Here is a 25,348-nt window from a genome sequence, read left to right on the forward strand (position 1 = left end):
AAGCGCGCCGCGCGGGCAATAGGTTCAGGCAGAGGGGTGGCGAATGGTGGCGATTGGTAGCCTCCCCTCGCCACGCCGGTGACCGCGGGACTGCTTTCGGTGCGCCTTCCGGGCGTGGTGCCGCCACACATCCGTCATTTCGCGCATCGCGACAGACTCCCTGGATTGGGGGCGACACCGTGTCCGGCAACGGCAGCGGCATCTCCGCGAAGCGGCCCAACGAGCGCCTGAACTCGTGGTTCCGGCGCAGCGGCTGGTCCAAGGGCGAACTGGCCCGCCAGGTGAACCGGCGCGCCCGCCAACTCGGCGCCCACCACATCAGCACCGACACCTCCCGGGTGCGGCGCTGGCTCGACGGCGAACAGCCGCGCGAGCCGATCCCGCGCATCCTCTCCGAGCTGTTCTCGGAGCGCTTCGGCAGCGTCGTCGGCATCGAGGACCTCGGGCTGCGCTCGGCCCCCCAGTCGGCGGCCGTCTCCGGCATCGACCTGCCGTGGGCCGGACCGCAGACGGTCGCGCTGATCAACGAGTTCTCCCGCAGCGACCTGATGCTCGGCCGCCGCGGCTTCCTGGGCACCTCGCTCGTCATGTCGGCCGGACCCGGCCTGATAGAGCCCATGCAGCGCTGGCTGGTGCCCGCGCCCGCCGGGGAGGCGCCGCCGTCGGCCGGGGCCCGGCTGACCGTGCCGGCCCAGAGCCGGTCCGAGCCCCGCCGCCTGACCGGCCTGTCCGGTCCGGAGCTGGCGCAACTGGAGGACTCCACCGCCCAGTTCCGGCGCTGGGACGCGGTCAGCGGCGGCGGCCTGCGGCGCAAGGCGGTCGTCGGCCAGCTCCACGAGGTCACCGACCTGCTCCAGGAGTCGCACCCCGAGGGCGTGCGGCGGCGGCTGTTCCGGATCACGGCCGAGCTGTCGGAGCTGGCGGGTTGGATGAGCTACGACATCGGGCTCCAGCCGACCGCCCAGAAGTACTTCGTGCTGGCCCTGCACGCGGCCAAGGAGGCGGGGGACCGGCCGCTCGGCGCGTACATCCTGTCCAAGATGAGCCGGCAGATGATCCACCTCGGCCGCGCCGAGGACGCGCTGGAGCTGATCCACCTCGCCCAGTACGGCAGCCGCGGCCGTGCCACCCCGCGCACCCAGTCCATGCTCTACGCGCTGGAGGGCCGGGCCTACGCCACGCTGGGCCAGGTGCCCAAGTGCCACCGCGCGGTGCGGATGGCGCAGGAGGCGTTCGGCGACATCGCCGCCGGGGAGCGGGAGCCGGACTGGATCCGCTTCTTCTCCGAGGCCGAGCTCAACGCCGAGAACGCCCACTCCTACCGTGACCTGGCGTACGTCGCGGGCCGCAGCCCGGCGTATCTCGCCCGGGCCAGGCCCCTGATGGAGCGCGCGGTCGAACTCTTCGCGCGCGAGTGCGCGGAGAACGCGACCGGGGGACACCAGCGTTCGTATGCACTCAACCTCATCGGCATGGCCACCGTGCACCTGCTGGAGCGGGAGCCGGAGGCGTGCGCGGCGCAGACCGCCGAGGCGGTGACCCTCGCCCGGCGGCTGCGCTCGGAGCGCGTGAACAACCGGCTGCGGAAGACGTGGGCCACCGCGCGGCGGGATTACGGAAAGGTCCCGGAGATCATCGCGCTGACCGAGCGCCTCACCACGGAATTCCCGGAAAGCGAGGCCGGCCGGGCGGTGTGATCCGCCGCCCGCACCCCGGCGCCGGCCGCGCCGGCCGTCCCGCCGAGCCCCGGCCCGGCTCCCCCGCGCCGGGCCGCGCCGGACGGCCGCCGCGGCCGGCGGTTCCGTGCCCGGCGCGCGCGGCGACGGGCGTCGGACGGCAGTGCGGGACACCGTAACCGGGCTCTCCCCCGCGACTAACCGACTTCATCGCGGTGTAACGCACGGGCCGCCATCGTCACATCCACGAAACATGGGGGGCCATCGGCGGAAACGGCCCTCAGAGAGCCTGTGGCGAATCCTGACCCGACCAAGATCCTGCCCGCACGGGTCGTAATTCCGAGGAGACGTCCACTTTGAGTCCTGAAGACACCAGTTTCGTATTGATCTGTTCGGCCTTGGTGATGCTCATGACCCCAGGGCTCGCCTTCTTCTACGGCGGCATGGTCCGGGTCAAGAGCGCCCTCAACATGCTGATGATGTCCTTCATCTCCCTGGGCGTCGTCAGCGTGCTGTGGGTCCTGTACGGCTTCAGCCTCACCTTCGGCTCCAACTACTCGGCCAGCACCGACGACGGTGGCATCATCGGCAACCTGGACTTCATCGGGTTCCAGGACACCATCGCGCTGACCCCGGACGGCGTCTCGCCGGAGAGCACCGGTCTGCTGACCTTCGCGCTCTTCCAGCTCATGTTCGCGATCATCACCCCCGCGCTGATGAGCGGTGCGCTGGCCGACCGCGTGAAGTTCAGCAGCTGGGCCGTCTTCATCGCGCTGTGGGTCACGGTTGTCTACTTCCCGGTCGCCCACTGGGTCTGGGCCGCCGACGGCTGGCTCTTCGGCGAGGAGGTCATCGACTTCGCCGGCGGCACCGCCGTCCACATCAACGCGGGTGCCGGCGCGCTGGCCGCCGTGCTGGTGATCGGCAAGCGCAAGGGCTTCAAGAAGGAGCCCATGCGCCCGCACAACCTCCCGATGGTGCTGCTCGGCGCCGCCCTGCTGTGGTTCGGCTGGTTCGGGTTCAACGCGGGCTCCGCCCTGTCCCCGACGGGCACCGCCGCCGTGATGGCCCTCAACACCCAGCTCGCCACCGCCGCCGCCATGATCGGCTGGCTCGTCTACGAGCGGATCCGCCACGGCGCGTTCACCACGCTGGGCGCCGCCTCCGGCGCGGTCGCGGGCCTGGTCGCCATCACCCCGTCCGGCGCGCACGTCAGCCCGATGTCCGCGCTGCTCATCGGCGTGGTCGCCGGCGCCGTCTGCGCCTGGGCCGTCAGCCTGAAGTTCAAGCTGGGCTACGACGACTCGCTCGACGTCGTGGGCGTCCACCTCGTCGGCGGCCTCATCGGCACCCTGATGGTGGGCTTCCTGGCCTCCGACAAGATCAACACCATCGCCGGCGGCTTCGAGCAGTTCGGCAAGCAGGCCCTGGGCGCCTTCTCCGTGCTGGCGTACTCCTTCGTCGTCACCTTCATCCTGGCGACGGTCATCCAGCGCACCATCGGCTTCCGCTCCTCCGAGGACGAGGAAGTCGCCGGGCTGGACCTGGCGTACCACGCGGAGACCGGGTACGACTTCACCCAGGGCGGCACCGGTTCCGTGCCCGTCAGCAGCACCCCGGCCCCCGCCGACCTGGCGGCCGGCGAGAAGAAGGTGGACGCATGAAGCTCATCACCGCGGTGATCAAGCCGCACCGGCTGGACGAGGTCAAGGACGCCCTCACGGCTTTCGGGGTGCACGGCCTGACCGTGACCGAGGCCAGCGGCTACGGCCGTCAGCGCGGTCACACCGAGGTCTACCGGGGCGCCGAGTACACCGTCGACCTGGTGCCGAAGGTCCGCATCGAGATCCTGGCCGAGGACTCCGACGCCGAAGCCCTCATCGACGTCGTGGTCAAGGCCGCGCGCACCGGGAAGATCGGGGACGGCAAGGTCTGGAGCCTGCCCGTCGACACCGCGATCCGCGTGCGCACCGGTGAGCGCGGCCCGGACGCCCTCTAGCAGAACACCAGGAGTTGGGGACCGCATGACGGCGGAGACGACATCCACGACCGGCGGAGAGACGGGCCCCAGCGGTGGCTACGCGGCGGCCCGGCTGCACCTCCTCACCACGGAGGAGCAGCCCGGGCCGCCGCGCCGCGCGCGGCTCGCGCGCCTCACCGACGCCTGGCTCGCGGGCCTCCTCGGGGACGGACCCCGCCCCACCCGGGTCGCGCTGGTGGCCGTCGGCGGCTACGGCCGCGGGGAGCTCTCCCCGCGCAGCGACCTCGACCTCCTCCTGCTCCACGACGGCAAGGCGAGCCGTGCCGAGATCGCGGCCCTCGCCGACCGGCTCTGGTACCCCGTGTGGGACCTGGGCATCTCCCTCGACCACTCGGTGCGCACCCTGGCCCAGGCGCACGAGACCGCCGCGGAGGACCTGAAGGTCCACCTCGGCCTGCTGGACGCCCGCCACGTCGCCGGCGACGCCGCCCTCACCGCCGAACTGCGCACCGCGCTGCTCGCCCAGTGGCGCGCCCAGGCCCCCGCCCGCCTCCCCGAACTCCACGAGCTCGGCAGGGAACGCGCCCGCCGCCAGGGCGAGCTGCCGTTCCTCCTCGAACCCGACCTGAAGGAGGCCCGCGGCGGACTGCGGGACGCCACCGCCCTGCGCGCGGTCGCCGCCTCCTGGGTGGCCGACGCCCCCCGTCAGGGCCTGGAAGCCGCCCGCAACACCCTCCTCGACGTCCGCGACGCCCTGCACCTGGCCACCGGGCGGGCCACCGACCGGCTCGCCCTGGAGGACCAGGACCAGGTGGCCAGGGCCCTCGGCCTGCTCGACGCCGACGTCCTGCTGCGCCGCGTGTACGAGGCGGGCCGCACCATCGCCTACGCCTCGGACGTCACGTGGCGCGAGGTCAGCCGGGTGCTGCGCGCGCGCTCCGCGCGGAGCCGGTTCCGCGGCCTGCTGGGCGGGCGTCCGGCCCGCCGCGCCCCGGGCGAGGAGCGCACCCCGCTCGCCGAGGGCGTCGTGGAGCAGGAGGGCGAGGTGGTGCTCGCCCGGACCGCCCGCCCCGACCGCGACCCGGTGCTGCCGCTGCGCGTCGCCGCCGCGGCGGCCCAGGCCGGCCTGCCCCTCGCCCTGCCCGCCGTGCACGCGCTGGCCGCCGCCGACACCACCCTCCCGGTGCCCTGGCCGGCCGAGGCGCGCGAGCAGTTCATCACCCTGCTGGGCGCCGGCCCCGACACCGTCCCCGTCTGGGAGGCGCTGGAGGCCGCCGGGCTGATCACGCGCCTGCTGCCCGACTGGGAGCGCGTCCGCTGCCGCCCGCAGCGCAACGCCGTGCACCGCTGGACCGTCGACCGGCACCTGGTGGAGACCGCCGTGCGCGCCTCCGCCCTCACCCGCCGGGTCCAGCGCCCCGACCTGCTGCTCGTCGCCGCGCTCCTGCACGACATCGGCAAGGGCTGGCCCGGCGACCACAGCGTCGCCGGGGAGACCATCGCCCGCGACATGGCCGCCCGGATCGGCTTCGGGCCGGCCGACACCGAGGTGCTCGCCACCCTCGTCCGCCACCACCTGCTGCTGATCGAGACCGCCACCCGGCGCGACCTGGACGACCCGGCCACCCTGGCCCACGTCGCCGGGACCGTCGGCAGCCGGTCCACCCTGGAACTGCTGCACGCCCTCACCGAGGCCGACGCCCTCGCCACCGGCCCCGCCGCCTGGTCCTCCTGGCGCGCCTCGCTCCTGGCCGACCTGGTCAAGCGGGTCGCGGCCGTACTGGAGGACGGCGGCGACCCGGCGCGCCCGGCGCCTGCGCAGCCGAGCGTCGCGGCCGAACGGCTGGCCGTCGAGGCGTTCCGCACCGGCGCCCCCGTGCTCGCCCTCCACCCGCGTCCCGACCGGGACCCGGCGGGCGGGCCGGACCGCGGCGAGGAGGCCGAGCCGGAGCCGGTCGGCGTGGAGCTGGTGGTCGCCCTTCCCGAGCAGCCGGGCGTGCTCCCGGCGGTCGCCGGGGTCCTGGCGCTGCACCGGCTGACCGTGCGCTCCGCCGAGCTGCGCGGCGTCGACCCGACGGGCCAGAGCTCTGTCCTGCTGCTCGACTGGCGGGTGGCCGCCGAGTACGGCTCGCTGCCCCAGGCCGAGCGGCTGCGCGCCGACCTGGTCCGGGCCCTGGACGGCTCCCTCGACATCGCCGGCCGGCTCGCGGAGCGGGAGGCCGCCTACCGGCGCCCGCGCCGCAGGCTGCCGCTGACCCCGCCGCCCCGGGTCACCGTCGCGCCCCAGGGCTCGAAGGTCGCCACCGTCATCGAAGTGCGCGCCCAGGACGCCCCCGGCCTGCTCTATCGGATCGGCCACGCCCTGGAGGGCGCGGGCGTCACGGTCCGCAGCGCGCACATCAGCACGCTCGGCTCCAACGTCGTGGACGCCTTCTACGTCACCGGGCCCGACGGCCTGCCGCTCACCGAGGACGCGGCGGCCGGCCTCGCCGGCGACGTCGAACGCGCCCTGGCCGACCGGCCCCCGGCCACCGCGGGCTGACGGCACCCGCGCCGGGCGGGATACGCTGGAGGACACCGCCGACCGACCGCCTACGTGTAAGGATCCGCCAGCGCCGTGTTCGACACACTCTCCGACCGCCTTGCGGCAACGTTCAAGAACCTCAGGGGCAAGGGCCGCCTGAGCGAGGCGGACATCGATGCCACGGCGCGCGAGATCCGTGTCGCCCTGCTGGAGGCGGATGTCGCGCTGCCGGTCGTCCGCTCCTTCATCAAGCAGGTCAAGGAGCGGGCCCTCGGCTCCGAGGTGTCCAAGGCGCTGAACCCCTCCCAGCAGGTCGTCAAGATCGTCAACGAGGAGCTCGTCGCCATCCTCGGCGGCGAGACCCGGCGGCTGCGCTTCGCCAAGACCCCGCCGACCGTGGTGATGCTCGCCGGCCTCCAGGGCGCGGGCAAGACCACCCTGGCCGGCAAGCTCGGCCGCTGGCTGAAGAGCCAGGGCCACACCCCGCTGCTGGTCGCGTGCGACCTCCAGCGCCCCAACGCGGTCAACCAGCTCAGCGTCGTCGCCGAGCGGGCCGGCGTCGCCGTCTTCGCGCCCGAGCCGGGGAACGGGGTCGGCGACCCGGTCAAGGTGGCCGAGGACTCCCTCGCCCACGCCAGGGACAAGCAGTACGACGTCGTCATCGTCGACACCGCCGGCCGGCTCGGCGTCGACGAGGAGATGATGCGGCAGGCCGCCGACATCCGCGACGCCGTCCGCCCCGACGAGATCCTCTTCGTGGTGGACGCCATGATCGGCCAGGACGCCGTCACCACGGCGGAGGCGTTCCGCGACGGGGTCGGCTTCGACGGCGTCGTCCTCTCCAAGCTCGACGGCGACGCGCGCGGCGGCGCGGCCCTGTCCGTCGCGCAGGTCACCGGCCGGCAGATCATGTTCGCCTCCAACGGCGAGAAGCTGGACGACTTCGACGCGTTCCACCCGGACCGCATGGCGTCCCGCATCCTCGGCATGGGCGACGTCCTCAGCCTCATCGAGCAGGCCGAGCGGACGTTCAGCCAGCAGGAGGCCGAGAAGCTGGCCAGCAAGCTGGCCAAGGGGCCCAAGGAGTTCACGCTCGACGACTTCCTCCAGCAGATGGAGCAGGTCCGCAAGATGGGCTCGATCTCCAAGCTGCTCGGGATGATGCCCGGCATGGGCCAGATGCGGGAGCAGATCAACAACCTCGACGAGCGCGAGGTGGACCGCACCGCCGCCATCATCAAGTCCATGACCCCGGCCGAGCGCGCCGACCCGAAGATCATCAACGGCTCGCGCCGCGTCCGCATCGCCCGCGGCTCCGGCGTGGACGTCAGCGCGGTCAAGGGCCTGGTGGAGCGCTTCTTCGAGGCGCGCAAGATGATGTCGCGGATGGCCCAGGGCGGCGGCCTGCCCGGGATGCCGGGCATCCCCGGCATGGGGGGCGGCGGCGGCAAGCGCAAGCCCAAGCAGCAGAAGAAGGCCAAGGGCGCGCGTCGTTCGGGCAACCCGATGAAGCGTCAGGAGGAGGAGCGGACGGCCGGCCGGGGGCCGGGCGAGGGCGGTGCGGCGTTCGATCCCGAATCCTTCGAACTGCCCAAGGAGTTCCGGGACATGCTCCCGCCCAAGTAATCCGATTCACGCTTCGGGGCGGTTGCCCCGTACCATTCCCGCCATGGCTAAGGCTCCCGTGCTCACCCCCCAGGCGGAGGACTTCCCGCGCTGGTACCAGGACATCATCAACAAAGCCGAGCTGGCCGACAACGGCCCGGTGCGCGGCACGATGGTCATCCGGCCGTACGGGTACGGGCTCTGGGAGCGGATGCAGCAGGAGATCGACGCCCGCATCAAGGCGGCGGGCGCCCGCAACGCGTACTTCCCGCTGTTCATTCCGCAGAGCTACCTGGCCAAGGAGGCCGAGCACGTCGAGGGCTTCGCCCCCGAGCTGGCGGTGGTGACGCACGGCGGCGGCAAGCAGCTGGAGGAGCCCGCCGTCGTGCGGCCCACCTCCGAGATGATCATCAACGCCTCGTTCGCCAAGTGGGTGCAGAGCTACCGGGACCTGCCGCTGCTGATCAACCAGTGGGCGAACGTGGTCCGGTGGGAGATGCGCCCCCGGGTGTTCCTGCGCACCACCGAGTTCCTCTGGCAGGAGGGGCACACCGCGCACGCCAGCTACGAGGAGGCGCGGGACTTCGCCGCGCACATCCACCGGGAGGTCTACGCCGACTTCATGGTCAACGTGCTGGCCATCGACGTCGTGCTGGGCCGCAAGTCGCCCTCCGAGCGCTTCGCCGGCGCCATCAACACCCTCACCCTGGAGGGCATGATGGGCGACGGCAAGGCGCTCCAGATGGGCACCAGCCACGAGCTGGGGCAGAACTTCGCGCGGGCCTTCGACACCCGCTTCCTGGCCAAGGACGGCAGCCGCGAGCTGGTCTGGCAGACCTCCTGGGGCTGCTCGACCCGCATGGTCGGCGGCCTGATCATGTCCCACGGCGACGACGACGGGCTGCGCGTCCCGCCGCGCCTGGCGCCCGTGCAGGTCGTGGTGCTGGCCATCAAGGACGACGAGGCGGTGCTCGCGAAGGTCCGCGAGATCGGGGCGGCGCTGGCCGCGGCCGGGATCAGGGCCGAGGTCGACGACCGCACCGAGACCCCGTTCGGCCGCCGCGCGGTGGACTGGGAGCTCAAGGGCGTCCCGGCCCGCGTCGAGGTCGGCCCGCGCGACCTCCAGGCCGGCACGGCGATGCTGGCCCGCCGCATCCCCGGCGGCAAGGAGCCCGTCGCCATCGACGCGCTGCCCGCGCGGCTGCCGGAGGTCCTTCAGGAGGACCAGGCACTGCTGCTGCGCCAGTCCCGCGAGCGCCGCGAGGCCAGGACCACGGACGTGCGGACGATCGAGGACGCGATCGCGGCGGCCACCGCGGGCGGCTGGGCCCGGATCCCGTGGGCCGACCTCGGCGCCGAGGGCGAGGCGCGACTGGCACAGGACGCGGTCACGGTGCGCTGTCTGGTCGGCGAGGACGGCTCCATCCCCGAGTCCGACGACGCGCCGGGCACGCTCGCCGTCGTCGGCCGGGCGTACTGATCCGGGCGGATCCGGCCGCTGTCGCCTGTGCGGGTCGCGCGTCCCCATAGGCGGCGAACTGACTGGTAAGTGCAAATTCGTGGACTTGGCCCGGAATCGGAACACCCCGGGGGACTCGCTCGTTAGGTAGACGTGAGCACGACACCACCAGTTCTCGCCGCCGAGCTGGCGCACGCGTGGGCCGATATTCAACGGCACCACCCGGAGCTGCCTGATCTGGCCGCGCCCGAATCCTTGATCGGAGAGTCCTCGTCCGCCTGCGGCTCCGAGCTCTCCTTCGAACGGCTGTTGCACGAGGCCGTGCACGGTATCGCCGCCGCCCGGGGGGTGAGGGACACCTCCCGCGCGGGGCGGTATCACAACCGCCGCTTCCTCGCGATCGCGGAGGAGCTCGGCCTCGACCACGCCGACGACCCGCATCCCAGCAGCGGCTTCTCGCTCGTCACGATGAACGCCGAGGCCCGCCGCCGGTACCGGCCCACGGCCGAGCGGCTGGCGCGCGCGCTGAAGGCCCACATGGCCGCCACCGCGACCGACACCAAGCGGAGCTTCCGCGGCCCGGCGGCGCGGCACGGCTCCTCGGGCGGCGGCGTGCGCGTGAAGGCGGTCTGCGAGTGCGGGCGGAACGTGCGGGTCGTCCCGTCGGTGCTGGCGCAGGCGCCCATCGTGTGCGGCGCGTGCAAGAAGCCGTTCCAGATCGCCGAGGCCATGACGGTGGCGGCTTCCTCCTGACGGCCTATGGCAGAATAGGCGGTTGAACTCGGCAGTCGCACAGGATCCCTCTCTCCTCCGGCTGACGCGTCCACCGGGCCCGAAGGCGCCGCAGCCCCACGCGGTCCGCCGCCACGGCCCATCACGCCAAGACGCAGGAGACACCACACTCGTGGCAGTCAAGATCAAGCTGAAGCGACTGGGCAAGATCCGGTCGCCGCACTACCGCATCGTCGTCGCCGACTCCCGCACCCGCCGGGACGGCCGCGCCATCGAGGAGCTGGGCCTGTACCACCCGGTGCAGAACCCCTCGCGCATCGAGGTCAACTCGGAGCGCGTGCAGTACTGGCTCGGGGTCGGCGCGCAGCCGACCGAGCCGGTCATGGCGATCCTCAAGGTGACCGGCGACTGGCAGAAGTTCAAGGGCCAGCCGGCGCCGCCGCCCATGAAGGTCGCCGAGCCCAAGCCGGACAAGCGCGTCCTCTTCGAGGCCGCGGCCAAGGAGACCGGCGGCGAGCCGAGGGGCGAGGCCATCACCCCGAAGGCGAAGAAGGCCGAGAAGAAGGCTGACGCCGAGGCCACGGAGGCCCCGGCCGAGTCGACCGAGGGCTGAGGATGCTCGAAGAGGCCCTGGAGCACCTGGTGAAGGGCATCGTCGATCATCCCGACGAGGTCCAGGTCGCCTCGCGCACGCTGCGCCGTGGGCGGATCCTCGAAGTCCGGGTGCACCCCGACGACCTCGGCAAGGTGATCGGCCGCAACGGCCGCACCGCGCGTTCGCTGCGCACGGTCGTGGGCGCGCTCGGCGGCAAGGGCGTCCGCGTCGACCTGATCGACGTGGACGAGGTCCGCTGAGGGCGCCGTCGGTATCGCATCGAGGGCCGTGGACGGCGAATCGCCGCCCACGGCCCTCGTCGTCTGTCACGCACGCAAGGGAAAGCGGAAGAAGCACAGTGCAACTCGTCGTCGCGCGCATCGGCCGCGCCCATGGCATCAAGGGTGAGGTCTCCGTCGAGGTCCGCACCGACGAGCCCGAGGTCCGGCTGGCGCCGGGCGCGGTCCTGGCCACCGACCCGCCGGAGACCGGCCCGCTCACCGTGGCCGGCGGCCGGGTGCACAGCGGCCGGCTGCTGCTGCGCTTCGAGGGGGTGGCCGACCGGACCGCCGCCGAGGCGCTGCGGAACACCCTTCTGATCGCGGAGGTCGACCCGGACGAGCAGCCGGAGGACCCCGAGGAGTTCTACGACCACCAGTTGGTCGGCCTCGACGTGGTGACCGGGGACGGCGTGCGCGTCGGCTCCGTCACCGAGATCGCCCACCTGCCGGGCCAGGATCTGCTGGTCGTCGCGCGGGACGGCGGGGGCGAGGCGCTGATCCCGTTCGTCGCGGAGATCGTCCCGACGGTCGACCTCGCCGCGCGCCGCGCGGTCGTCACCCCGCCCCCCGGCCTGCTCGACGGCGAGGAGGGCCCGGAAGGCGACAAGGGCGACGAGGGGGACGAGGGGGACGAGCGCGGGGACGCCGGCGCATGAGGCTGGACGTCGTCACGATCTTCCCCGAGTACCTGGAGCCGCTGAACGTCTCGCTGGTCGGCAAGGCCCGCGCCCGCGGCCTGCTGGACGTGCGGGTGCACGACCTGCGCGCGTGGGCGCGCGACCGGCACCACACCGTGGACGACACCCCGTACGGCGGCGGCCCCGGCATGGTGATGAAGCCCGAGCCCTGGGGCGACGCGCTGGACGCGGTGCTGGCCTCGGGGGAGGGCAGCCCGGTCGTCATCGTGCCCACGCCCAGCGGCCGGCCGTTCACCCAGGAGCTGGCCGGGGACCTGTCGGGCAAGCCGTGGCTGGTCTTCACCCCGGCCCGGTACGAGGGCATCGACCGCCGGGTGATCGAGGAGTACGGCAGCCGGCTCGACGTGCGCGAGGTCTCCATCGGGGACTACGTGCTGGCGGGCGGCGAGGCGCCGGTGCTGGTCATGGTCGAGGCGATCGCCCGGCTGCTGCCCGGCGTGCTGGGCAACGCCGACAGCCACCGCGACGACTCGTTCGCGCCGGGACCGATGGCGGACCTGCTGGAGGGACCCGTCTACACCAAGCCGCCCGAGTGGCGCGGCCGGACCGTGCCCGAGGTGCTGATCAGCGGCCACCACGGGCGGATCGCCCGCTGGCGCCGTGACGAGGCGCTGCGCCGCACCAGCCGGCACCGGCCGGACCTGATCGAGCGCTGCGACCCCGGGGCGTTCGACCGGCACGACCGGGCGACGCTCGCGGAGCTGGGCTGGCGGCAGGAGGCGGACGGCCGATTTGGGCGGGCGCCGGACGGCGTGGAAGAATAGGTCCTCGGCTCTCGTCCGGCGCGCGACCCTGCCACAGGGGGACCGACGCCCGCCGCAGGCGACCGGGCCGCATCCGTCTTCGTCATCACCACCGTTTCCGCCGATGACCTGTGGCATCGGCGAGGAAAGCAGACAGGTCATGAACCTCCTCGACAGTGTCGACTCCGCGTCCCTGCGGGACGACATCCCGGCCTTCCGTCCCGGGGACACCGTCAACGTCCACGTCCGCGTCATCGAGGGCAACCGCTCCCGGGTGCAGCAGTTCAAGGGCGTGGTGATCCGCCGCCAGGGCTCCGGCGTGCGGGAGACCTTCACGGTGCGCAAGGTCAGCTTCGGCGTCGGCGTGGAGCGCACCTTCCCGGTGCACACCCCGGTCGTGGAGCGGATCGAGCTGGTGACCCGCGGCGCCGTCCGCCGGGCCAAGCTCTACTACCTGCGGAACCTGCGCGGCAAGGCGGCCAAGATCAAGGAGAAGCGCGAAAACTGAGCGGCACACCCGCCGGTTACCATCGCGGCGTGACCGATGCCGACGCACCACCTCCGGAGCGCGACCACACCCCCAGCCCCCTCAGGGGCGGGTGGTGGCGGTCGCGCTCGGTGCGTCTGTGGACGACGGCCCTGGTGAGCACCATGGTCCTCACCTCCTGCACCAGCTCCTTCGTGGCGCAGCCGTTCCTCATCCCCAGCGGGTCGATGGAGGGCACCCTCCAGGTGGGCGACCGGGTGCTGGTGAACAAGCTGGCGTACCGTTTCGGTGGCGAGGTCGAGCGCGGGGACGTGATCGTCTTCGACGGCACGGGGTCCTTCGTCGCCGAGGGGTCGGAGCCCGGGCTGCTCGGCGGCCTGCTGCGGAGCGCGGGCGCGGCGGTGGGGCTCGTCCCGGCCGCCGGCACGGACTACGTGAAGCGGGTGATCGGCGTCGGCGGCGACCGCGTGCGCTGTTGCGACGGCTCAGGCAGGATCGAAGTCAACGGCGAGCCGCTGGAGGAGCCGTACCTGTACCCCGGGGACGCTCCTTCGATTGTCAGGTTTGATGTCATAGTCCCGGAGGGACGGTTGTGGGTGATGGGCGATCACCGTTCTGACTCGGCGGATTCCCGGGAGTATCTGGGCTCCCCGGGGGGCGGCACCGTTCCCGAGGAGAAGGTGATCGGCCGCGTGGAACTGATCGGCTGGCCGGCGGACCGCTGGGGCTGGGTGCGGTCGGACCATGGGTGAGCGGGGACGGCCCAGGTCCATGAGCCGCCACGGGACGACGCGGGACGAGCCGGGGCAGATGTACGAGCGGGTGGACGCCGAGCCGCGTCCGACGCTGCGCGGTCCCGGCGAGGGCCGGGCGGCCCGGCGGCGCGCGGCCAAGCGGATCAAGCGCCGCCGGCGGCTGCGGGCCACCCGCGAGGTGCCGATCCTCATAGGCACGGCGCTGCTGATCGCGCTGATCCTCAAGACGTTCCTGGTGCAGGCGTTCGTCATCCCGTCCGGGTCGATGGAGCAGACGATACGGATCGACGACCGGGTGCTGGTCGACAAGCTGACGCCCTGGTTCGGCTGGGAGCCGGAGCGCGGCGAGGTCGTCGTCTTCAAGGACCCCGGCGGCTGGCTCCAGGCGGACCCGCAGGCCACCGCCGACGACGAGGCCCCGATCGTGATCGAGCAGATCAGGGACGCGCTGACCTGGATAGGACTGCTGCCGACCCAGAACGACCAGGACCTGATCAAGCGGGTCATCGGGGTCGGCGGCGACCGCGTGGTCTGCTGCGACGACGAGGGCCGGGTCACGGTCAACGGGGAGCCCCTGAACGAGGAGGCGTACCTGTACCCGGGTAATCCCCCCTCGACCATCACCTTCGACGTCACGGTTCCCGAGGGACGGCTCTTCGTCATGGGGGACCATCGCTCCAACTCCGCTGATTCCCGCTACCACTTGGACGAGGCCGGGCAGGGTACGGTACCCGAGGACCTGGTCGTGGGCCGGGCCGTGGTGATCGCCTGGCCCTTCGGGCACTGGGGCCGGCTGGACGGGACGGAGGCGTTCGCCTCGGTGCCCGACCCCGGGCCGGGCACCGAGGGTGCCGCCGCGGGGGTCGATCCGGACGAATTCGCGCGTCTCCCGATGCCTGTGGAACTTCCGCTCGTTATGGGAGTGGTGGGCCTGTCGCGGGCGCGAACCAGGCCGGAGCGGAGCGTGAGGAGCGAATGTGGGGGATGTAGCGGTGGATGCGCGGACCGGCTCGGGCGAACCGGAGAAGCGTCCGGTGGATCCGGGTGGCGAGGCATCCGGCGAGGATTCCCCCGGTGCACGGCCCGGCTCCGGTGGCGCCGCCGGAGGCGACGAGCCGGGCCATGGCGATCACGGGCGTGACGCCCCCCCGGGGGACGCGGACACCGCGGCGGACGCGGACGCGGCCGTGGGGCACGGGGACGACGCGGAGGACGACGCGGCGGGGCGCCGCAGGCGGGCCGCGAAGCAGCGCTCGTTCTGGAAGGAGCTGCCGCTCCTGATCGGCATCGCCGTGGTGCTGGCGCTGCTCATCAAGACATTCCTGGTGCAGGCGTTCTCCATCCCGTCCAACTCGATGCAGGACACCCTCCAGAAGGGCGACCGGGTCCTGGTCGACAAGCTGACCCCCTGGTTCGGCAGCGAGCCCGAGCGCGGCGAGGTCGTCGTGTTCCACGACCCGGGCGGCTGGCTGGCGGAGGCGCCGGAGCGCGGCGGGGTCGGCTCGGCCGTCCAGAGCGCGCTGAGCTTCATCGGGCTGATGCCCTCGGCCGACGAGCAAGACCTGATCAAGCGGGTGATCGCGGTCGGCGGGGACACCGTGGAGTGCCAGGAGAACGGCCAGGTGATGGTCAACGGCGAGCCCCTGGACGAGAGCGACTACCTGTACCCGGGGAACACGCCGTGCGGCGACGAGCCCTTCGGGCCCATCGAGGTCCCCGAGGGCCGGCTGTGGGTGATGGGCGACCACCGGCAGGACTCGCTGGACTCCCGGTATCACCAGAACCTGATCGGCCAGGGCACCGTCTCCGAGGACGACGTGGTCGGCCGTGCCATCGTCATCGCCTGGCCCGTGACCCGCTGGGGCACGCTGCCGGTGCCGGACGCGTTCGGGACCCTGGGTGCCGCGGCGGCGGCCGGGCCCGCGGCGCTCGGCCTGGCCGGGGCGCTGCCGCTGGTGCTGTGGCGCCGCCGCAGGCTGCTGGACCGGGCCGTCGCGTCGGCCGCGGCGGGCGAGGAGCAGGTCCGGGGCTGACCGGCGGCCCGGCGCTGGGTAGGGTCGACCTCCTGACGACTCTTCGGGAGGGGACGTGATGAGCGGAGCGCCGCCGCGCCGCGGGGGCCGGGTGAGCCGGACGCTGTCCGGTCTCGTCCTGGGCCTGGGCTGCGTGCTGCTGCTGGGCGGGTTCGTGCTCGCCGCCGTCCTCTACCAGCCCTACACGGTCCCCACCGACTCCATGGCGCCGACGGTGGCCGCGGGGGACCGGGTGCTTGCCCAGCGGATCGACGGCGGCGAGGTGCGCCGGGGGGACGTCGTCGTCTTCACGGACGCCGAGTGGGGCCCCTCACCGATGATCAAGCGGGTCGTCGGGACCGGCGGCGACACGGTCGCCTGCTGCGACGACCAGGGCCGGCTCACGGTGAACGGCGACCCGATCACCGAGCCGTACGTCGAGGAGGAGACCGGGGCGTCGCCCATGGGCTTCTCGGCCGAGGTGCCCGAGGACGAGCTGTTCCTGCTGGGCGACAACCGGGGGGACTCGCGGGACTCCCGGACCCTGCTGGCGGAGACCGGCACGGGAAGCGTGCCCCGGGACGCCGTCTCCGGGCGGGTCGAGGCCGTGGTGTGGCCGACGGGCGAGGCCGGGCTGCTGGACCGGGCGACGGGGTTCGCGGACCAGCCCGGCGGGGTGTCGGGGGAGGGGCCGCTGCGGCCGTTGTTCTACGCCACGAGCGCGGGAGCCGCGCTGATTCTCGTGGGGGCGGCGTGGGGCGGGATCGCCCACCGGGTCTCCCGGAAGGGCCGCCGCGGCGTGCGGACGTCCGGAGTGGCGCACAATGAGGGAACGCACGGCTGAAGGGGATCACGCCATGAGTGCCGAGGACCTCGAAAAGTACGAGACCGAGATGGAGCTGAAGCTCTACCGGGAGTACCGGGACGTGGTCGGGTTGTTCACTTATGTGATCGAGACCGAGCGGCGTTTCTACCTCACCAATGATTATGAGATGCAGGTGCACTCGGTACAGGGGGAAGTGTTCTTCGAGGTCTCCATGGCCGACGCGTGGGTGTGGGACATGTACCGCCCGGCTCGCTTCGTCAAGCAGGTGCGGGTCCTGACGTTCAAGGACGTCAACATCGAGGAGCTCAACCGCAGCGAGCTCGACCTGCCCGAGGACTCGGGCTTCGGCGGCGGCCGGACCGGCTGAGCCGCCCGATTCACCCGACCGGGGGGCGGCCGTATCCGCCGTACCCGGTTTGTCCACAGATTTCCGGCGCGGGCACCACGGCGCGACCGGGCGCGGCAGGCTGCCGGTATGAGCGTTCTCACCGCGTTGCTGTCCGTCCTGCTGCTTGCCGCGCCCGCGGTGCCGGTGCGTCCCGCGGAGCCGGCGGCGCCCGGTGCCGGGGCTCCCGCGTTCGGCGCGTGGCCGGTCCCCGGCGCCGCCGGGGCCGCCCGGCCGCTGGTCGCCCGGCCCTGGGATCCGCCTCCGGCCCCCTGGGCGGCCGGTCACCGGGGCGTCGACCTGGCCACCGAGGCGGGCGCGCGGGTGGTGGCCCCGGCCGCGGGGCGGGTGAGCTTCGCGGGGCAGGTGGCCGGGCGCGGGGTGGTCACGATCGAGCTGGCGGGCGGCGAGGGGGAGGCGGTCCCGCTGCGCACCACCCTGGAGCCGGTGTCCGCCGGTGTGGCGGAGGGGGAGCGGGTGGCGGCGGGCGACGTGGTCGGCACGGTGCCGGCCGGCGGCCCGTTCCACTGCGCCGGGCCGTGTCTGCACTGGGGTCTGCTGCGCGGAGAGACCTACCTCGACCCGCTGTCGCTGCTGCCGCGCGGGCTGCTCGGCCGGGGGCCGTCCCGGCTGCTGCCGACCGAGGGGGTCCCCGAGCCGGAGGGGGCCGGGTCGGTGCCGGTCAGCCGTTGACGTCGGCGAGCTTCGCACGGAGCTGGAGCACCGATTTGGTGTGGATCTGGCTCACCCGGCTCTCGGTGACGCCGAGCACCTCCCCGATCTCCGCGAGGGTGAGCCCCTCGTAGTAGTAGAGGGTGACGACCGTCTTCTCCCGCTCGGGCAGCGTGTTGACGGCGCGGGCCAGGAGCCGCCGCAGCTCGCGGTCCTCGGCCACCTCCACGGGGTTGTCCGCGGCGGTGTCCTCCAGCGTGTCCATCAGGCTCAGCCGGTCGCCGCCCTCGCCGCCGGCGTGCAGCAGCTCCTCCAGGGCCACCACGTTCGCCAGGGACAGCTGGCTGAAGACGCCGTGCAACTCCTCCAGGGTGACGCCCAGTTCGGCCGCCACCTCGGGCTCCGACGGCGTGCGGCGCAGCGACGCCTCAAGGGTGGCGTAGGCGCGCTCGATCGCCCGCGCCTTCTGCCGCACCGAGCGCGGGATCCAGTCCAGGGCGCGCAGCTCGTCGATCATCGCGCCACGGATGCGGGTGATGGCGTACGTCTCGAACTTGATGGACCGGTCCGGGTCGAACTTCTCGATCGCGTCGATGAGGCCGAACACACCGGAGGAGACGAAGTCGGCCTGCTCCACATTGGGCGGCAGCCCCACGCTCACCCGGCCCGCCACATACTTGACGAGCGGGGAGTAGTGCAGGATGAGCTGCTCCCGCAGCCGCTCGTCGCCGGTGGCCTTGTACGAGCGCCACAGCGTGTCGAGCGCGGTGGGCGCGGTCGGCGTCGTGGTGCCCTCCGCCGCGGCCGGCGCTGCCGGAGCCGCGTGCTGAGGCCCGGAGGAGTGCTGTGGCATACGTCGTCGTGAGCCGTTCTGCGGGGAGTGCGTGCGGGGGCTGGACGTTCTGGCGACAGAACCCTGTGAGCGTAGCGTGACAACAGGAATGCGGTGCGCATGTGCGCCACCCCGGAGGATGCGCAGATACGTTCCGCCCACCGCACGGTGGTGTTACGCACCGGCGTGCGCCGGGGCATTCGGGCCGCCCGCGTGTCGGGGTCCGGCCCGCGACAACTGCCACAGATCGCCCACGCGTTCGACAAAGCCCAGCGAACTCAGCTCCCGCAGCCGGGCCAGCGCCGCCGCCGGGCTGGTGCACGCGCCCCGCGCCACGTCCTCCACCGCGACCGCGCCCTCGGCGGGCAGCGCGTCGAGCACTTCGCCCGTCGGCGGCGCCAGCAGGTCGCGCGGCACGGCCGGACCGTCCGGATCCGGCGACAGCTCGCCCATGTCCCCGACCAGCTCGATGACGTCCGCCGCGTCCCCGACCAGCGTGGCCTCCTCCCGGATCAGCCGGTGCGTCCCGGCCGACAGCCCCGACGTCACCGGACCCGGCACGGCCATCAGATGCCGGCCCAGCCGCCCGGCCTGCCGCGCGGTGATCAGCGAACCGCTGCGCCGGGCCGCCTCCACCACCACCGTGCCCCGGGTCAGCGCGGCGATCACCCGGTTCCGCTGGACGAACCTGGCCCGCGTCGGGCGCTCGCCCGGCGGCAGCTCGGCGAGCAGCAGCCCGCTCTCCGCGATGTTCCGCAGCAGCTCGCCGTGGGCCGCCGGATAGGGGACGTCGACCCCGCAGGCCAGCACCGCCACCGTGGACCCGCCGACCGCCAGCGCCCCCCGGTGCGCCGCGCCGTCCACCCCGTACGCCGCGCCCGACACCACCGTCCAGCCGCGCCCGGCCAGCGCCGTGGCCAGCTCGGCGGCCACATGCGCCCCGTAGTCCGTGCAGGCGCGGGCACCCACCAGGGCGACCGAGCGCAGCGACACGAACCGCAGCGAGCAGGCGCCGCGCACCCACAGGCCCACCGGCCGGGCCGCCCCGAGGTCGTCGAGCTGACGGGGCCACTCCCGGTCGCCCGGGCACACGAAGCGCCCACCGAGCCGGGCGATCCGCTCCAGGTCGCGCCCGGGCTCCGCCCGCCGCGCCCGCAGCCGCAGCCCGGCCCACCGGTCGGCCGAGACGCCGTCCAGCGGCGGGCCGCCCTCCCGCAGCGCCCGCCAGGTCTCCACCGGGCCGAGCCGCGCCAGCCACCGCCCGACCCTCTCGTCGCCCGGCTCCGCGACCCTGGCCAGCGCCGCCCGCGCCAGCCGGGCCTCCTCCTCCCCGCTCACGGCAGGCTCCCCACGACGCCCGCCCCGCGCCGCAGCCCGGTGCGCAGCTCCAGCGCGGCGTCGACGTCCGCCGCCGTGGGCCGGTCGTGCCCGGCCAGGTCGGCCACCGTCCACGCCACCCGCAGCACCCGGTCCAGACCCCGCGCGGTCAGCAGCCCCCGCTCCAGGTCCAGCTCGGCCCGGGCCAGCGCGCCCGGCACCGGCGCCCACCGGGTGCGCAGCTCGTGCCCCGGCACCTCCGCGTTGGTCCGCCACGGCGTCTCCGCGTACCGGGCGGAAGACCGCTCGCGGGCCGCGCGCACGCGCTCCGCCACCACGGCCGTCGGCTCCCCGCCGCCGCCTCCCGTGATCAGCTCCGCGCGGCTCACCGGCTCCACCGGCACCCGCAGGTCGACGCGGTCCAGCAGCGGCCCGGACAGCCGCGCCCGGTACCGCCGGACGGTGCTGGGCAGGCACTCGCAGTCCCCGGCCGGCGAGCCGTGCCGCCCGCAGGGGCACGGGTTCGTGGCGAGGACCAGCAGCACCCTCGCCGGCATGCGCACCACGCCCGCGGCCCTGGCCACCACCACGTGGCCGGACTCCAGCGGCTGCCGCAGCGCGTCCAGCACCTGACTGCTCATCTCGGCCGCCTCGTCCAGGAAGAGCACCCCGTGGTGGGCCAGGGACACCGCGCCCGGGCGGGGCAGCCCGGTGCCGCCGCCGACGAGCGAGGCCATCGACGCCGAGTGGTGCGGCGCGCAGTACGGCGGGCGGTCGATCAGCGGGCGGCCCGGCGGCAGCGAGCCGCCCACCGAGTGGACGGCGGTGACCTCCAGCGCCTCCTGCCGGGTGAGCGGCGGCAGCAGGCCGGGCAGCCGCTCGGCGAGCATCGTCTTGCCCGCACCGGGAGCGCCCTTCAGCAGGAGGTGGTGCCGTCCGGCCGCGGCCACCTCCAGCGCCCGGCGCGCCACCCGCTGGCCCGACACCTCCGCCAGATCGGGCGGGTGCTCGCCGCCGACCGGGAAGAACAGACCCCCGGGCTGCGGCAGTCCCCACCCCGGGCCGGGCGCGGCGACCGGCCCGGCCGCCTCGTCCGGCGGCTCCTCGGGCACGGGCTCGTCGGCGAGCACCGCGATCAGCTGCCGCAGGCTGCGCACCCCCAGGACCGCCACGTCGGGCACCAGGGACGCCTCGGCCGCGGCCGGCTCGGGCACCACCACCTGCCGGTATCCGGCGTCGGCGGCCGTGAGCACCGCGGGCAGCACCCCCCGGACCGGGCGCACCCGCCCGTCGAGGCCCAGCTCGCCGATCATCATCACGTCGGCGATGGCCCGGGGGTCGATCCGCTCGGCGGCGGCCAGCACGCTGCACGCCACCGCCAGATCGAATCCGCTGCCGCACTTGGGCACCGCCGCCGGGCTCAGCCCCACCGTCAGCTTCTTCTGCGGCCACGGGGCGCCGGAGTTGATGACGGCGGCCCGGACCCGGTCCCGGCTCTCGCTCAGCGACTTGTCGGCCAGCCCCACCAGCGAGAAGGCCGCGACCCCCGGCTCCAGATCGGCCTGGACCTCGACAACCACGCCCTCGACCCCGACCAGGGCCACCGCGCACGTGCGGGCGAAGGCCATCACGCCACCCCCCGCGCGTGCTCGACCAGCGGCGCGCCGCGCTCGGGCAGCAGCACCCCCACCAGGTCGATCCGCACGCCACCGGGCGGCGGTGCCGCGTACACCGTCAGCCACCGCTCGCTCAGCCACCACTGCGCGAGCCGTCGCAGCCGCTCCGCCTTGCGCGGCGTCACCGCCGCCATCGGATGCTGGAACCGGCCCGCCCGGCGGGTCTTCACCTCGCAGACCACGAGCGTCCGCCCGGCGGCGGCCCGCTCGTGGGCGACGATGTCGATCTCGCCCGCCCGGCATCGCCAGTTCCGCTCCAGGACGGTCAGTCCCTCGTCCCTCAACCGCCGGACCGCGACGTCCTCGCCGAAGCGGCCCAGTGCGCCTCGCTGATTCATGGCGCCTCACCTCCGTCACCGACTGTGAGGGAGGCGAGACGGAGAAGTGGATCTTGGTGGACAACCCGGTGGTTGGGGAAAAATCCGTCACTCGTTCGGGGTGTTCGCGCCGTGCCCACGGACAGGTCATGGCGCCGGGCGACGGTCGCCCGGCCCTGTTCCGGTCCCGTACACTTCTGGTGGCGATCCGGGTTCCCGGATCGACCTCGCATGCCCCGCCACCGGGCGCCCGGTCCACACCCGGCGCCCCGGTGGCCGCGCGTCTCGGTCCACGGAGCGGTCTGCCGCGCAGGCCCTCCCTGGCACAGCGCGTCAGGGGCGTCAGGGGCGCCGGTCACCCGGCCGGCGCTGACAACCGAGCGTCCACAAGGAGAACGGCCATGGCCGTCGTCACGATGCGGGAGCTGCTGGAGAGCGGCGTCCACTTCGGGCACCAGACCCGTCGCTGGAACCCGAAGATGAAGCGCTTCATCTTCACCGAGCGCAACGGCATCTACATCATCGACCTGCTCCAGTCGCTGTCGTACATCGACCGCGCCTACGAGTTCGTCAAGGAGACGGTCGCGCACGGCGGCACCGTCATGTTCGTCGGCACCAAGAAGCAGGCCCAGCAGGCGATCGCCGAGCAGGCGGCCCGCGTCGGCATGCCCTACGTCAACCAGCGCTGGCTCGGCGGCATGCTCACCAACTTCTCGACCGTGCACAAGCGGCTCCAGCGCCTGAAGGAGCTGGAGGCGATCGACTTCGACGACGTCGCCGCCTCCGGCCTCACCAAGAAGGAACTGCTCGTCCTCTCCCGCGAGAAGGCGAAGCTGGAGAAGACCCTGGGCGGTATCCGCGACATGCAGAAGGTGCCCAGCGCCGTCTGGATCGTGGACACCAAGAAGGAGCACATCGCCGTCGGCGAGGCCCGCAAGCTCAACATCCCGGTCGTCGCGATCCTCGACACGAACTGCGACCCGGACGAGGTGGACTACAAGATCCCGGGCAACGACGACGCGATCCGTTCGGTCACCCTGCTCACCCGTGTGATCGCCGACGCCGTCGCCGAGGGCCTCATCGCCCGGTCCGGTGCCGCCGAGGCGAAGGACGGCGAGAAGCCGGCCGGCGAGCCGCTGCCCGAGTGGGAGCGCGAGCTCCTGGTGGGCGCGGAGGCCAAGGCCGAGGAGCAGCCGGCCGGGGAGCAGACCGCTCCGGCCGCCGAGGCCGCGGAAGCCCCCGCCGAGCAGGGCTGACGCGGACGATAGGCCCGGCCGGGCCGGCGGCGGGCGCGCGGGCCGGTGGCCCGGCGCCTCCGCCGCCCCCGGCAGGGGCCAAGCGATCCGAACGACTTCCCGGGAAGAGAATCACGTAACCATGGCGAACTTCACCGCCGCCGACGTCAAGAAGCTCCGTGAGCTCTCCGGCGCCGGCATGATGGACTGCAAGAAGGCCCTGGACGAGGCCGAAGGCGACGTCGCGCAGGCCCTCGAAATCCTGCGCGTCAAGGGCCAGAAGGGCGTGGCCAAGCGCGAGAGCCGCACCGCCGAGAACGGCGCGGTCGTCTCCGTCATCGCGCCGGACAACGCCTCGGGCGTCCTCGTCGAGCTCAAGTGCGAGACCGACTTCGTCGCCAAGGGGGACAAGTTCCAGGCCGTGGCCCAGGCCATCGCCGAGCACGTCTTCGCGACCGCCCCCGCCGACCTGGCGTCGCTGCTCGCCTCCGAGATCGAGGCCGGCAAGACCGTCAAGGAGTTCGTCGACGAGGCCAACGCGACGCTGGGCGAGAAGATCGTTCTCGACCGGTACGCGCGCTTCGCCGGCGGCTACGTCGCCACCTACCTGCACCGCACCAGCCCGGACCTCCCGCCGCAGGTGGGCGTCCTGGTCGAACTGGAGCAGGAGAACGCCGAGGTGGCCAAGGACGTGGCGCAGCACATCGCCGCGTTCTCCCCGCGCTTCCTCACCCGCGACGAGGTGCCCGCCGACGTGGTGGAGAGCGAGCGCCGCATCGCCGAGGCCACCGCGCGCGAGGAGGGCAAGCCCGAGGCGGCCCTGCCGAAGATCGTGGAGGGCCGGGTGAACGGCTTCTTCAAGGAGAACGTCCTCCTCGACCAGCCCTTCGCCAAGGACAACAAGAAGACCGTGCAGAAGGTCCTCACCGAGGCCGGCGTCGCGCTGAAGGGCTTCGCCCGCTTCCGCGTCGGCGCCTGATCCCGCGGATACGGACGTCACCCGGCTATTGTCGGGCGGAAGGCCGTCCGGCCGGGTCCCCCGGCCGGACGACCGCAGCCGTGACGAGGAGGCCATTGCCCAGCAGGGGAACCGTATGGATCCACTGGCAGTGGCCTCCTTGGTGTGTGTGCACGAGGAGAGTTCCATGAACCAGGACGACAAACCCCGGCGTTTCCTGTTGAAGCTGTCGGGAGAAGCCTTCGCGGGCGGCGGCGGGCTCGGCGTGGATCCCGATGTCGTGCACAAGATGGCCCGGGAGATCGCCGCGGTGGTGCGCGACGGCTCGCAGATCGCCGTGGTGATCGGCGGCGGCAACTTCTTCCGGGGCGCCGAGCTCCAGCAGCGCGGCATGGACCGGGCCCGCTCGGACTACATGGGCATGCTCGGCACGGTCATGAACTGCCTGGCGCTCCAGGACTTCCTGGAGAAGGAGGGCATCGACTCCCGGGTGCAGACGGCCATCACGATGGGTCAGGTCGCCGAGCCGTACATTCCGCTGCGCGCCGTGCGGCACTTGGAGAAGGGCCGCGTCGTCATCTTCGGCGCGGGTATGGGCATGCCGTACTTCTCCACGGACACCACCGCCGCCCAGCGTGCGCTGGAAATCCACGCCGAGGCCCTGCTGATGGGGAAGAACGGGGTCGACGGGGTCTACGACTCCGACCCGGCGAAGAACGCCGACGCCGTGAAGTTCGACGCCCTGGACTACGGCGAGGTCATCACCCGGGACCTGAAGGTCGCGGACTCCACCGCCATCACCCTCTGCCGCGACAACAACCTGCCGATCCTGGTCTTCGAACTGCTCGCGGAGGGCAATATCGCCCGTGCGGTAAAGGGTGAGAAGATCGGCACACTCGTCAACAGCCAGGGCCGCCGGGCCTGAAACGGTCCGTCACGCCACACACGTCAACACATCGAACCAGGAGCACGTGGTGATCGAAGAAGCCCTCCTCGAAGCCGAGGAGAAGATGGAGAAGGCGGTCGGAGTCGCCAAGGACGACCTCGCCGCGATCCGTACCGGCCGAGCCCACCCTGCGATGTTCAACAAGATCGTGGCCGAGTACTACGGCACCATGACCCCGATCAACCAGCTCGCGTCGTTCTCGGTTCCCGAGGCGCGCATGGTCGTGGTGACCCCGTTCGACAAGACCGCGCTGCGCAACATCGAGCAGGCGATCCGCGATTCCGATCTGGGCGTCAACCCGACCAACGACGGTCACCTCATCCGCGTCGTCTTTCCCGAGCTGACGGAGGAGCGGCGGCGCGAGTTCATCAAGGTCGCCCGGTCCAAGGGCGAGGACGCGAAGATCTCGATCCGCGGCGTCCGCCGCAAGGCCAAGGAGATCATCGACAAGGCCGTCAAGGACGGCGAGGTCGGCGAGGACGAGGGCCGGCGCGGTGAGAAGGAACTGGACGACACCACCGCCAAGTACGTCGCCCAGGTGGACGAGCTGCTGAAGCACAAGGAGAGCGAGCTGCTCGAGGTCTGAGGCTCCGGCCGAGGACCCGGGCGCCGCCCGGCGGCGGATGCCGCTGATGA

Annotated in this window: 26 protein-coding genes; 22 read left to right on the forward strand and 4 right to left on the reverse strand. The window is 73.0% G+C overall.

Features of this window, described 5'->3' with window-relative positions; translation table 11 throughout:
* Positions 1 to 179 precede the first annotated feature (179 nt).
* The 18 genes from nsdA to ACSNOC_RS06620 all read left to right on the forward strand — a co-directional run bounded on the left by nsdA (position 180) and on the right by ACSNOC_RS06620 (position 17,452).
* Positions 180 to 1,697 (forward strand): transcriptional repressor NsdA, encoded by a 1,518-nt coding sequence (gene nsdA / locus ACSNOC_RS06535; RefSeq protein ID WP_436746292.1) that lies wholly within the window; start codon positions 180 to 182, stop codon positions 1,695 to 1,697.
* A gap of 389 nt (positions 1,698 to 2,086) precedes the next feature.
* Entirely contained in the window at positions 2,087 to 3,340 is a 1,254-nt protein-coding gene (locus tag ACSNOC_RS06540) for an ammonium transporter (protein WP_436746293.1), read from the forward strand.
* Positions 3,337 to 3,675, forward strand: coding sequence for a P-II family nitrogen regulator (locus tag ACSNOC_RS06545; protein ID WP_059011713.1), 339 nt, complete (start codon positions 3,337 to 3,339; stop codon positions 3,673 to 3,675). The genes ACSNOC_RS06540 and ACSNOC_RS06545 overlap by 4 nt, the downstream gene beginning before the upstream one ends.
* Positions 3,676 to 3,700: 25 nt before the next feature.
* Positions 3,701 to 6,199, forward strand: coding sequence for a [protein-PII] uridylyltransferase (locus ACSNOC_RS06550; protein WP_436746294.1), 2,499 nt, complete (start codon positions 3,701 to 3,703; stop codon positions 6,197 to 6,199).
* 75 nt (positions 6,200 to 6,274) lie between these two features.
* On the forward strand, positions 6,275 to 7,807 hold the full coding sequence (gene ffh, locus ACSNOC_RS06555) for a signal recognition particle protein (protein WP_436746295.1): 1,533 nt from the start codon (positions 6,275 to 6,277) through the stop codon (positions 7,805 to 7,807).
* 43 nt (positions 7,808 to 7,850) lie between these two features.
* On the forward strand, positions 7,851 to 9,266 hold the full coding sequence (proS, locus tag ACSNOC_RS06560) for a proline--tRNA ligase (RefSeq protein WP_436746296.1): 1,416 nt from the start codon (positions 7,851 to 7,853) through the stop codon (positions 9,264 to 9,266).
* Positions 9,267 to 9,398: 132 nt separating this feature from the next.
* Complete coding sequence (locus tag ACSNOC_RS06565) at positions 9,399 to 9,998, forward strand: hypothetical protein (protein WP_436746297.1); 600 nt, start codon at positions 9,399 to 9,401, stop codon at positions 9,996 to 9,998.
* Positions 9,999 to 10,149: 151 nt separating this feature from the next.
* Positions 10,150 to 10,590, forward strand: a complete 441-nt coding sequence (gene rpsP / locus ACSNOC_RS06570) for a 30S ribosomal protein S16 (RefSeq protein ID WP_436746298.1) — start codon at positions 10,150 to 10,152, stop codon at positions 10,588 to 10,590.
* A 2-nt stretch (positions 10,591 to 10,592) separates the two neighbouring features.
* Positions 10,593 to 10,832: an RNA-binding protein gene (locus tag ACSNOC_RS06575; protein WP_436746299.1), complete on the forward strand. Its 240-nt coding sequence runs from the start codon at positions 10,593 to 10,595 to the stop codon at positions 10,830 to 10,832.
* 98 nt (positions 10,833 to 10,930) lie between these two features.
* The gene (gene rimM, locus ACSNOC_RS06580; protein ID WP_436746300.1) at positions 10,931 to 11,509 is read left to right on the forward strand and encodes a ribosome maturation factor RimM; all 579 of its coding nucleotides are present in this window, start codon (positions 10,931 to 10,933) and stop codon (positions 11,507 to 11,509) included.
* Complete coding sequence (gene trmD / locus ACSNOC_RS06585) at positions 11,506 to 12,315, forward strand: tRNA (guanosine(37)-N1)-methyltransferase TrmD (protein WP_436746301.1); 810 nt, start codon at positions 11,506 to 11,508, stop codon at positions 12,313 to 12,315. Before rimM ends, trmD begins: the two co-directional genes overlap by 4 nt.
* A 139-nt stretch (positions 12,316 to 12,454) precedes the next feature.
* Positions 12,455 to 12,802 carry a 50S ribosomal protein L19 gene (rplS, locus tag ACSNOC_RS06590; protein WP_436746327.1) on the forward strand — a complete coding sequence of 116 codons (348 nt, stop codon included), beginning with the start codon at positions 12,455 to 12,457 and terminating at the stop codon, positions 12,800 to 12,802.
* A gap of 29 nt (positions 12,803 to 12,831) precedes the next feature.
* Entirely contained in the window at positions 12,832 to 13,533 is a 702-nt protein-coding gene (lepB, locus tag ACSNOC_RS06595) for a signal peptidase I (protein ID WP_436746302.1), read from the forward strand.
* Positions 13,526 to 14,677 (forward strand): signal peptidase I, encoded by a 1,152-nt coding sequence (gene lepB / locus ACSNOC_RS06600; RefSeq protein ID WP_436746303.1) that lies wholly within the window; start codon positions 13,526 to 13,528, stop codon positions 14,675 to 14,677. The genes lepB (ACSNOC_RS06595) and lepB (ACSNOC_RS06600) overlap by 8 nt, the downstream gene beginning before the upstream one ends.
* The gene (lepB, locus tag ACSNOC_RS06605) at positions 14,571 to 15,569 is read left to right on the forward strand and encodes a signal peptidase I (RefSeq protein ID WP_436746304.1); all 999 of its coding nucleotides are present in this window, start codon (positions 14,571 to 14,573) and stop codon (positions 15,567 to 15,569) included. Before lepB (ACSNOC_RS06600) ends, lepB (ACSNOC_RS06605) begins: the two co-directional genes overlap by 107 nt.
* Positions 15,570 to 15,627: 58 nt before the next feature.
* Positions 15,628 to 16,392: a signal peptidase I gene (gene lepB / locus ACSNOC_RS06610; RefSeq protein WP_436746305.1), complete on the forward strand. Its 765-nt coding sequence runs from the start codon at positions 15,628 to 15,630 to the stop codon at positions 16,390 to 16,392.
* 13 nt (positions 16,393 to 16,405) lie between these two features.
* Positions 16,406 to 16,741, forward strand: a complete 336-nt coding sequence (locus tag ACSNOC_RS06615; RefSeq protein ID WP_436746306.1) for a DUF2469 domain-containing protein — start codon at positions 16,406 to 16,408, stop codon at positions 16,739 to 16,741.
* A 108-nt stretch (positions 16,742 to 16,849) separates the two neighbouring features.
* Complete coding sequence (locus tag ACSNOC_RS06620; protein ID WP_436746307.1) at positions 16,850 to 17,452, forward strand: murein hydrolase activator EnvC family protein; 603 nt, start codon at positions 16,850 to 16,852, stop codon at positions 17,450 to 17,452.
* Here the strand turns inward: ACSNOC_RS06620 and whiG are convergent.
* From whiG to ACSNOC_RS06640, 4 genes are all read right to left on the reverse strand, one after another.
* Entirely contained in the window at positions 17,442 to 18,284 is an 843-nt protein-coding gene (gene whiG / locus ACSNOC_RS06625) for an RNA polymerase sigma factor WhiG (protein ID WP_436746308.1), read from the reverse strand. The two genes, ACSNOC_RS06620 and whiG, sit on opposite strands and share 11 nt — an antisense overlap.
* Before the next feature lie 153 nt (positions 18,285 to 18,437).
* Complete coding sequence (dprA, locus tag ACSNOC_RS06630; protein ID WP_436746309.1) at positions 18,438 to 19,601, reverse strand: DNA-processing protein DprA; 1,164 nt, start codon at positions 19,599 to 19,601, stop codon at positions 18,438 to 18,440.
* Complete coding sequence (locus ACSNOC_RS06635) at positions 19,598 to 21,208, reverse strand: YifB family Mg chelatase-like AAA ATPase (RefSeq protein WP_436746310.1); 1,611 nt, start codon at positions 21,206 to 21,208, stop codon at positions 19,598 to 19,600. The genes dprA and ACSNOC_RS06635 overlap by 4 nt, the downstream gene beginning before the upstream one ends.
* Complete coding sequence (locus ACSNOC_RS06640; protein ID WP_436746311.1) at positions 21,208 to 21,594, reverse strand: YraN family protein; 387 nt, start codon at positions 21,592 to 21,594, stop codon at positions 21,208 to 21,210. The genes ACSNOC_RS06635 and ACSNOC_RS06640 overlap by 1 nt, the downstream gene beginning before the upstream one ends.
* A gap of 380 nt (positions 21,595 to 21,974) precedes the next feature.
* Between ACSNOC_RS06640 and rpsB the strand changes: the two genes are divergently transcribed.
* From rpsB to frr, 4 genes are all read left to right on the forward strand, one after another.
* The gene (gene rpsB, locus ACSNOC_RS06645; RefSeq protein WP_436746312.1) at positions 21,975 to 22,829 is read left to right on the forward strand and encodes a 30S ribosomal protein S2; all 855 of its coding nucleotides are present in this window, start codon (positions 21,975 to 21,977) and stop codon (positions 22,827 to 22,829) included.
* Between the two features lie 121 nt (positions 22,830 to 22,950).
* A complete protein-coding gene (gene tsf, locus ACSNOC_RS06650; RefSeq protein ID WP_436746313.1) occupies positions 22,951 to 23,787 on the forward strand; it encodes a translation elongation factor Ts in 837 nt (278 codons plus the stop codon).
* 166 nt (positions 23,788 to 23,953) lie between these two features.
* Complete coding sequence (pyrH, locus tag ACSNOC_RS06655; protein ID WP_436746314.1) at positions 23,954 to 24,691, forward strand: UMP kinase; 738 nt, start codon at positions 23,954 to 23,956, stop codon at positions 24,689 to 24,691.
* Positions 24,692 to 24,740: 49 nt separating this feature from the next.
* Entirely contained in the window at positions 24,741 to 25,298 is a 558-nt protein-coding gene (gene frr / locus ACSNOC_RS06660) for a ribosome recycling factor (RefSeq protein ID WP_436746328.1), read from the forward strand.
* Positions 25,299 to 25,348 lie beyond the last annotated feature (50 nt).

The organism is Streptomyces sp. URMC 129, from assembly GCF_051386415.1.
Lineage (GTDB): Bacteria > Actinomycetota > Actinomycetes > Streptomycetales > Streptomycetaceae > Streptomyces.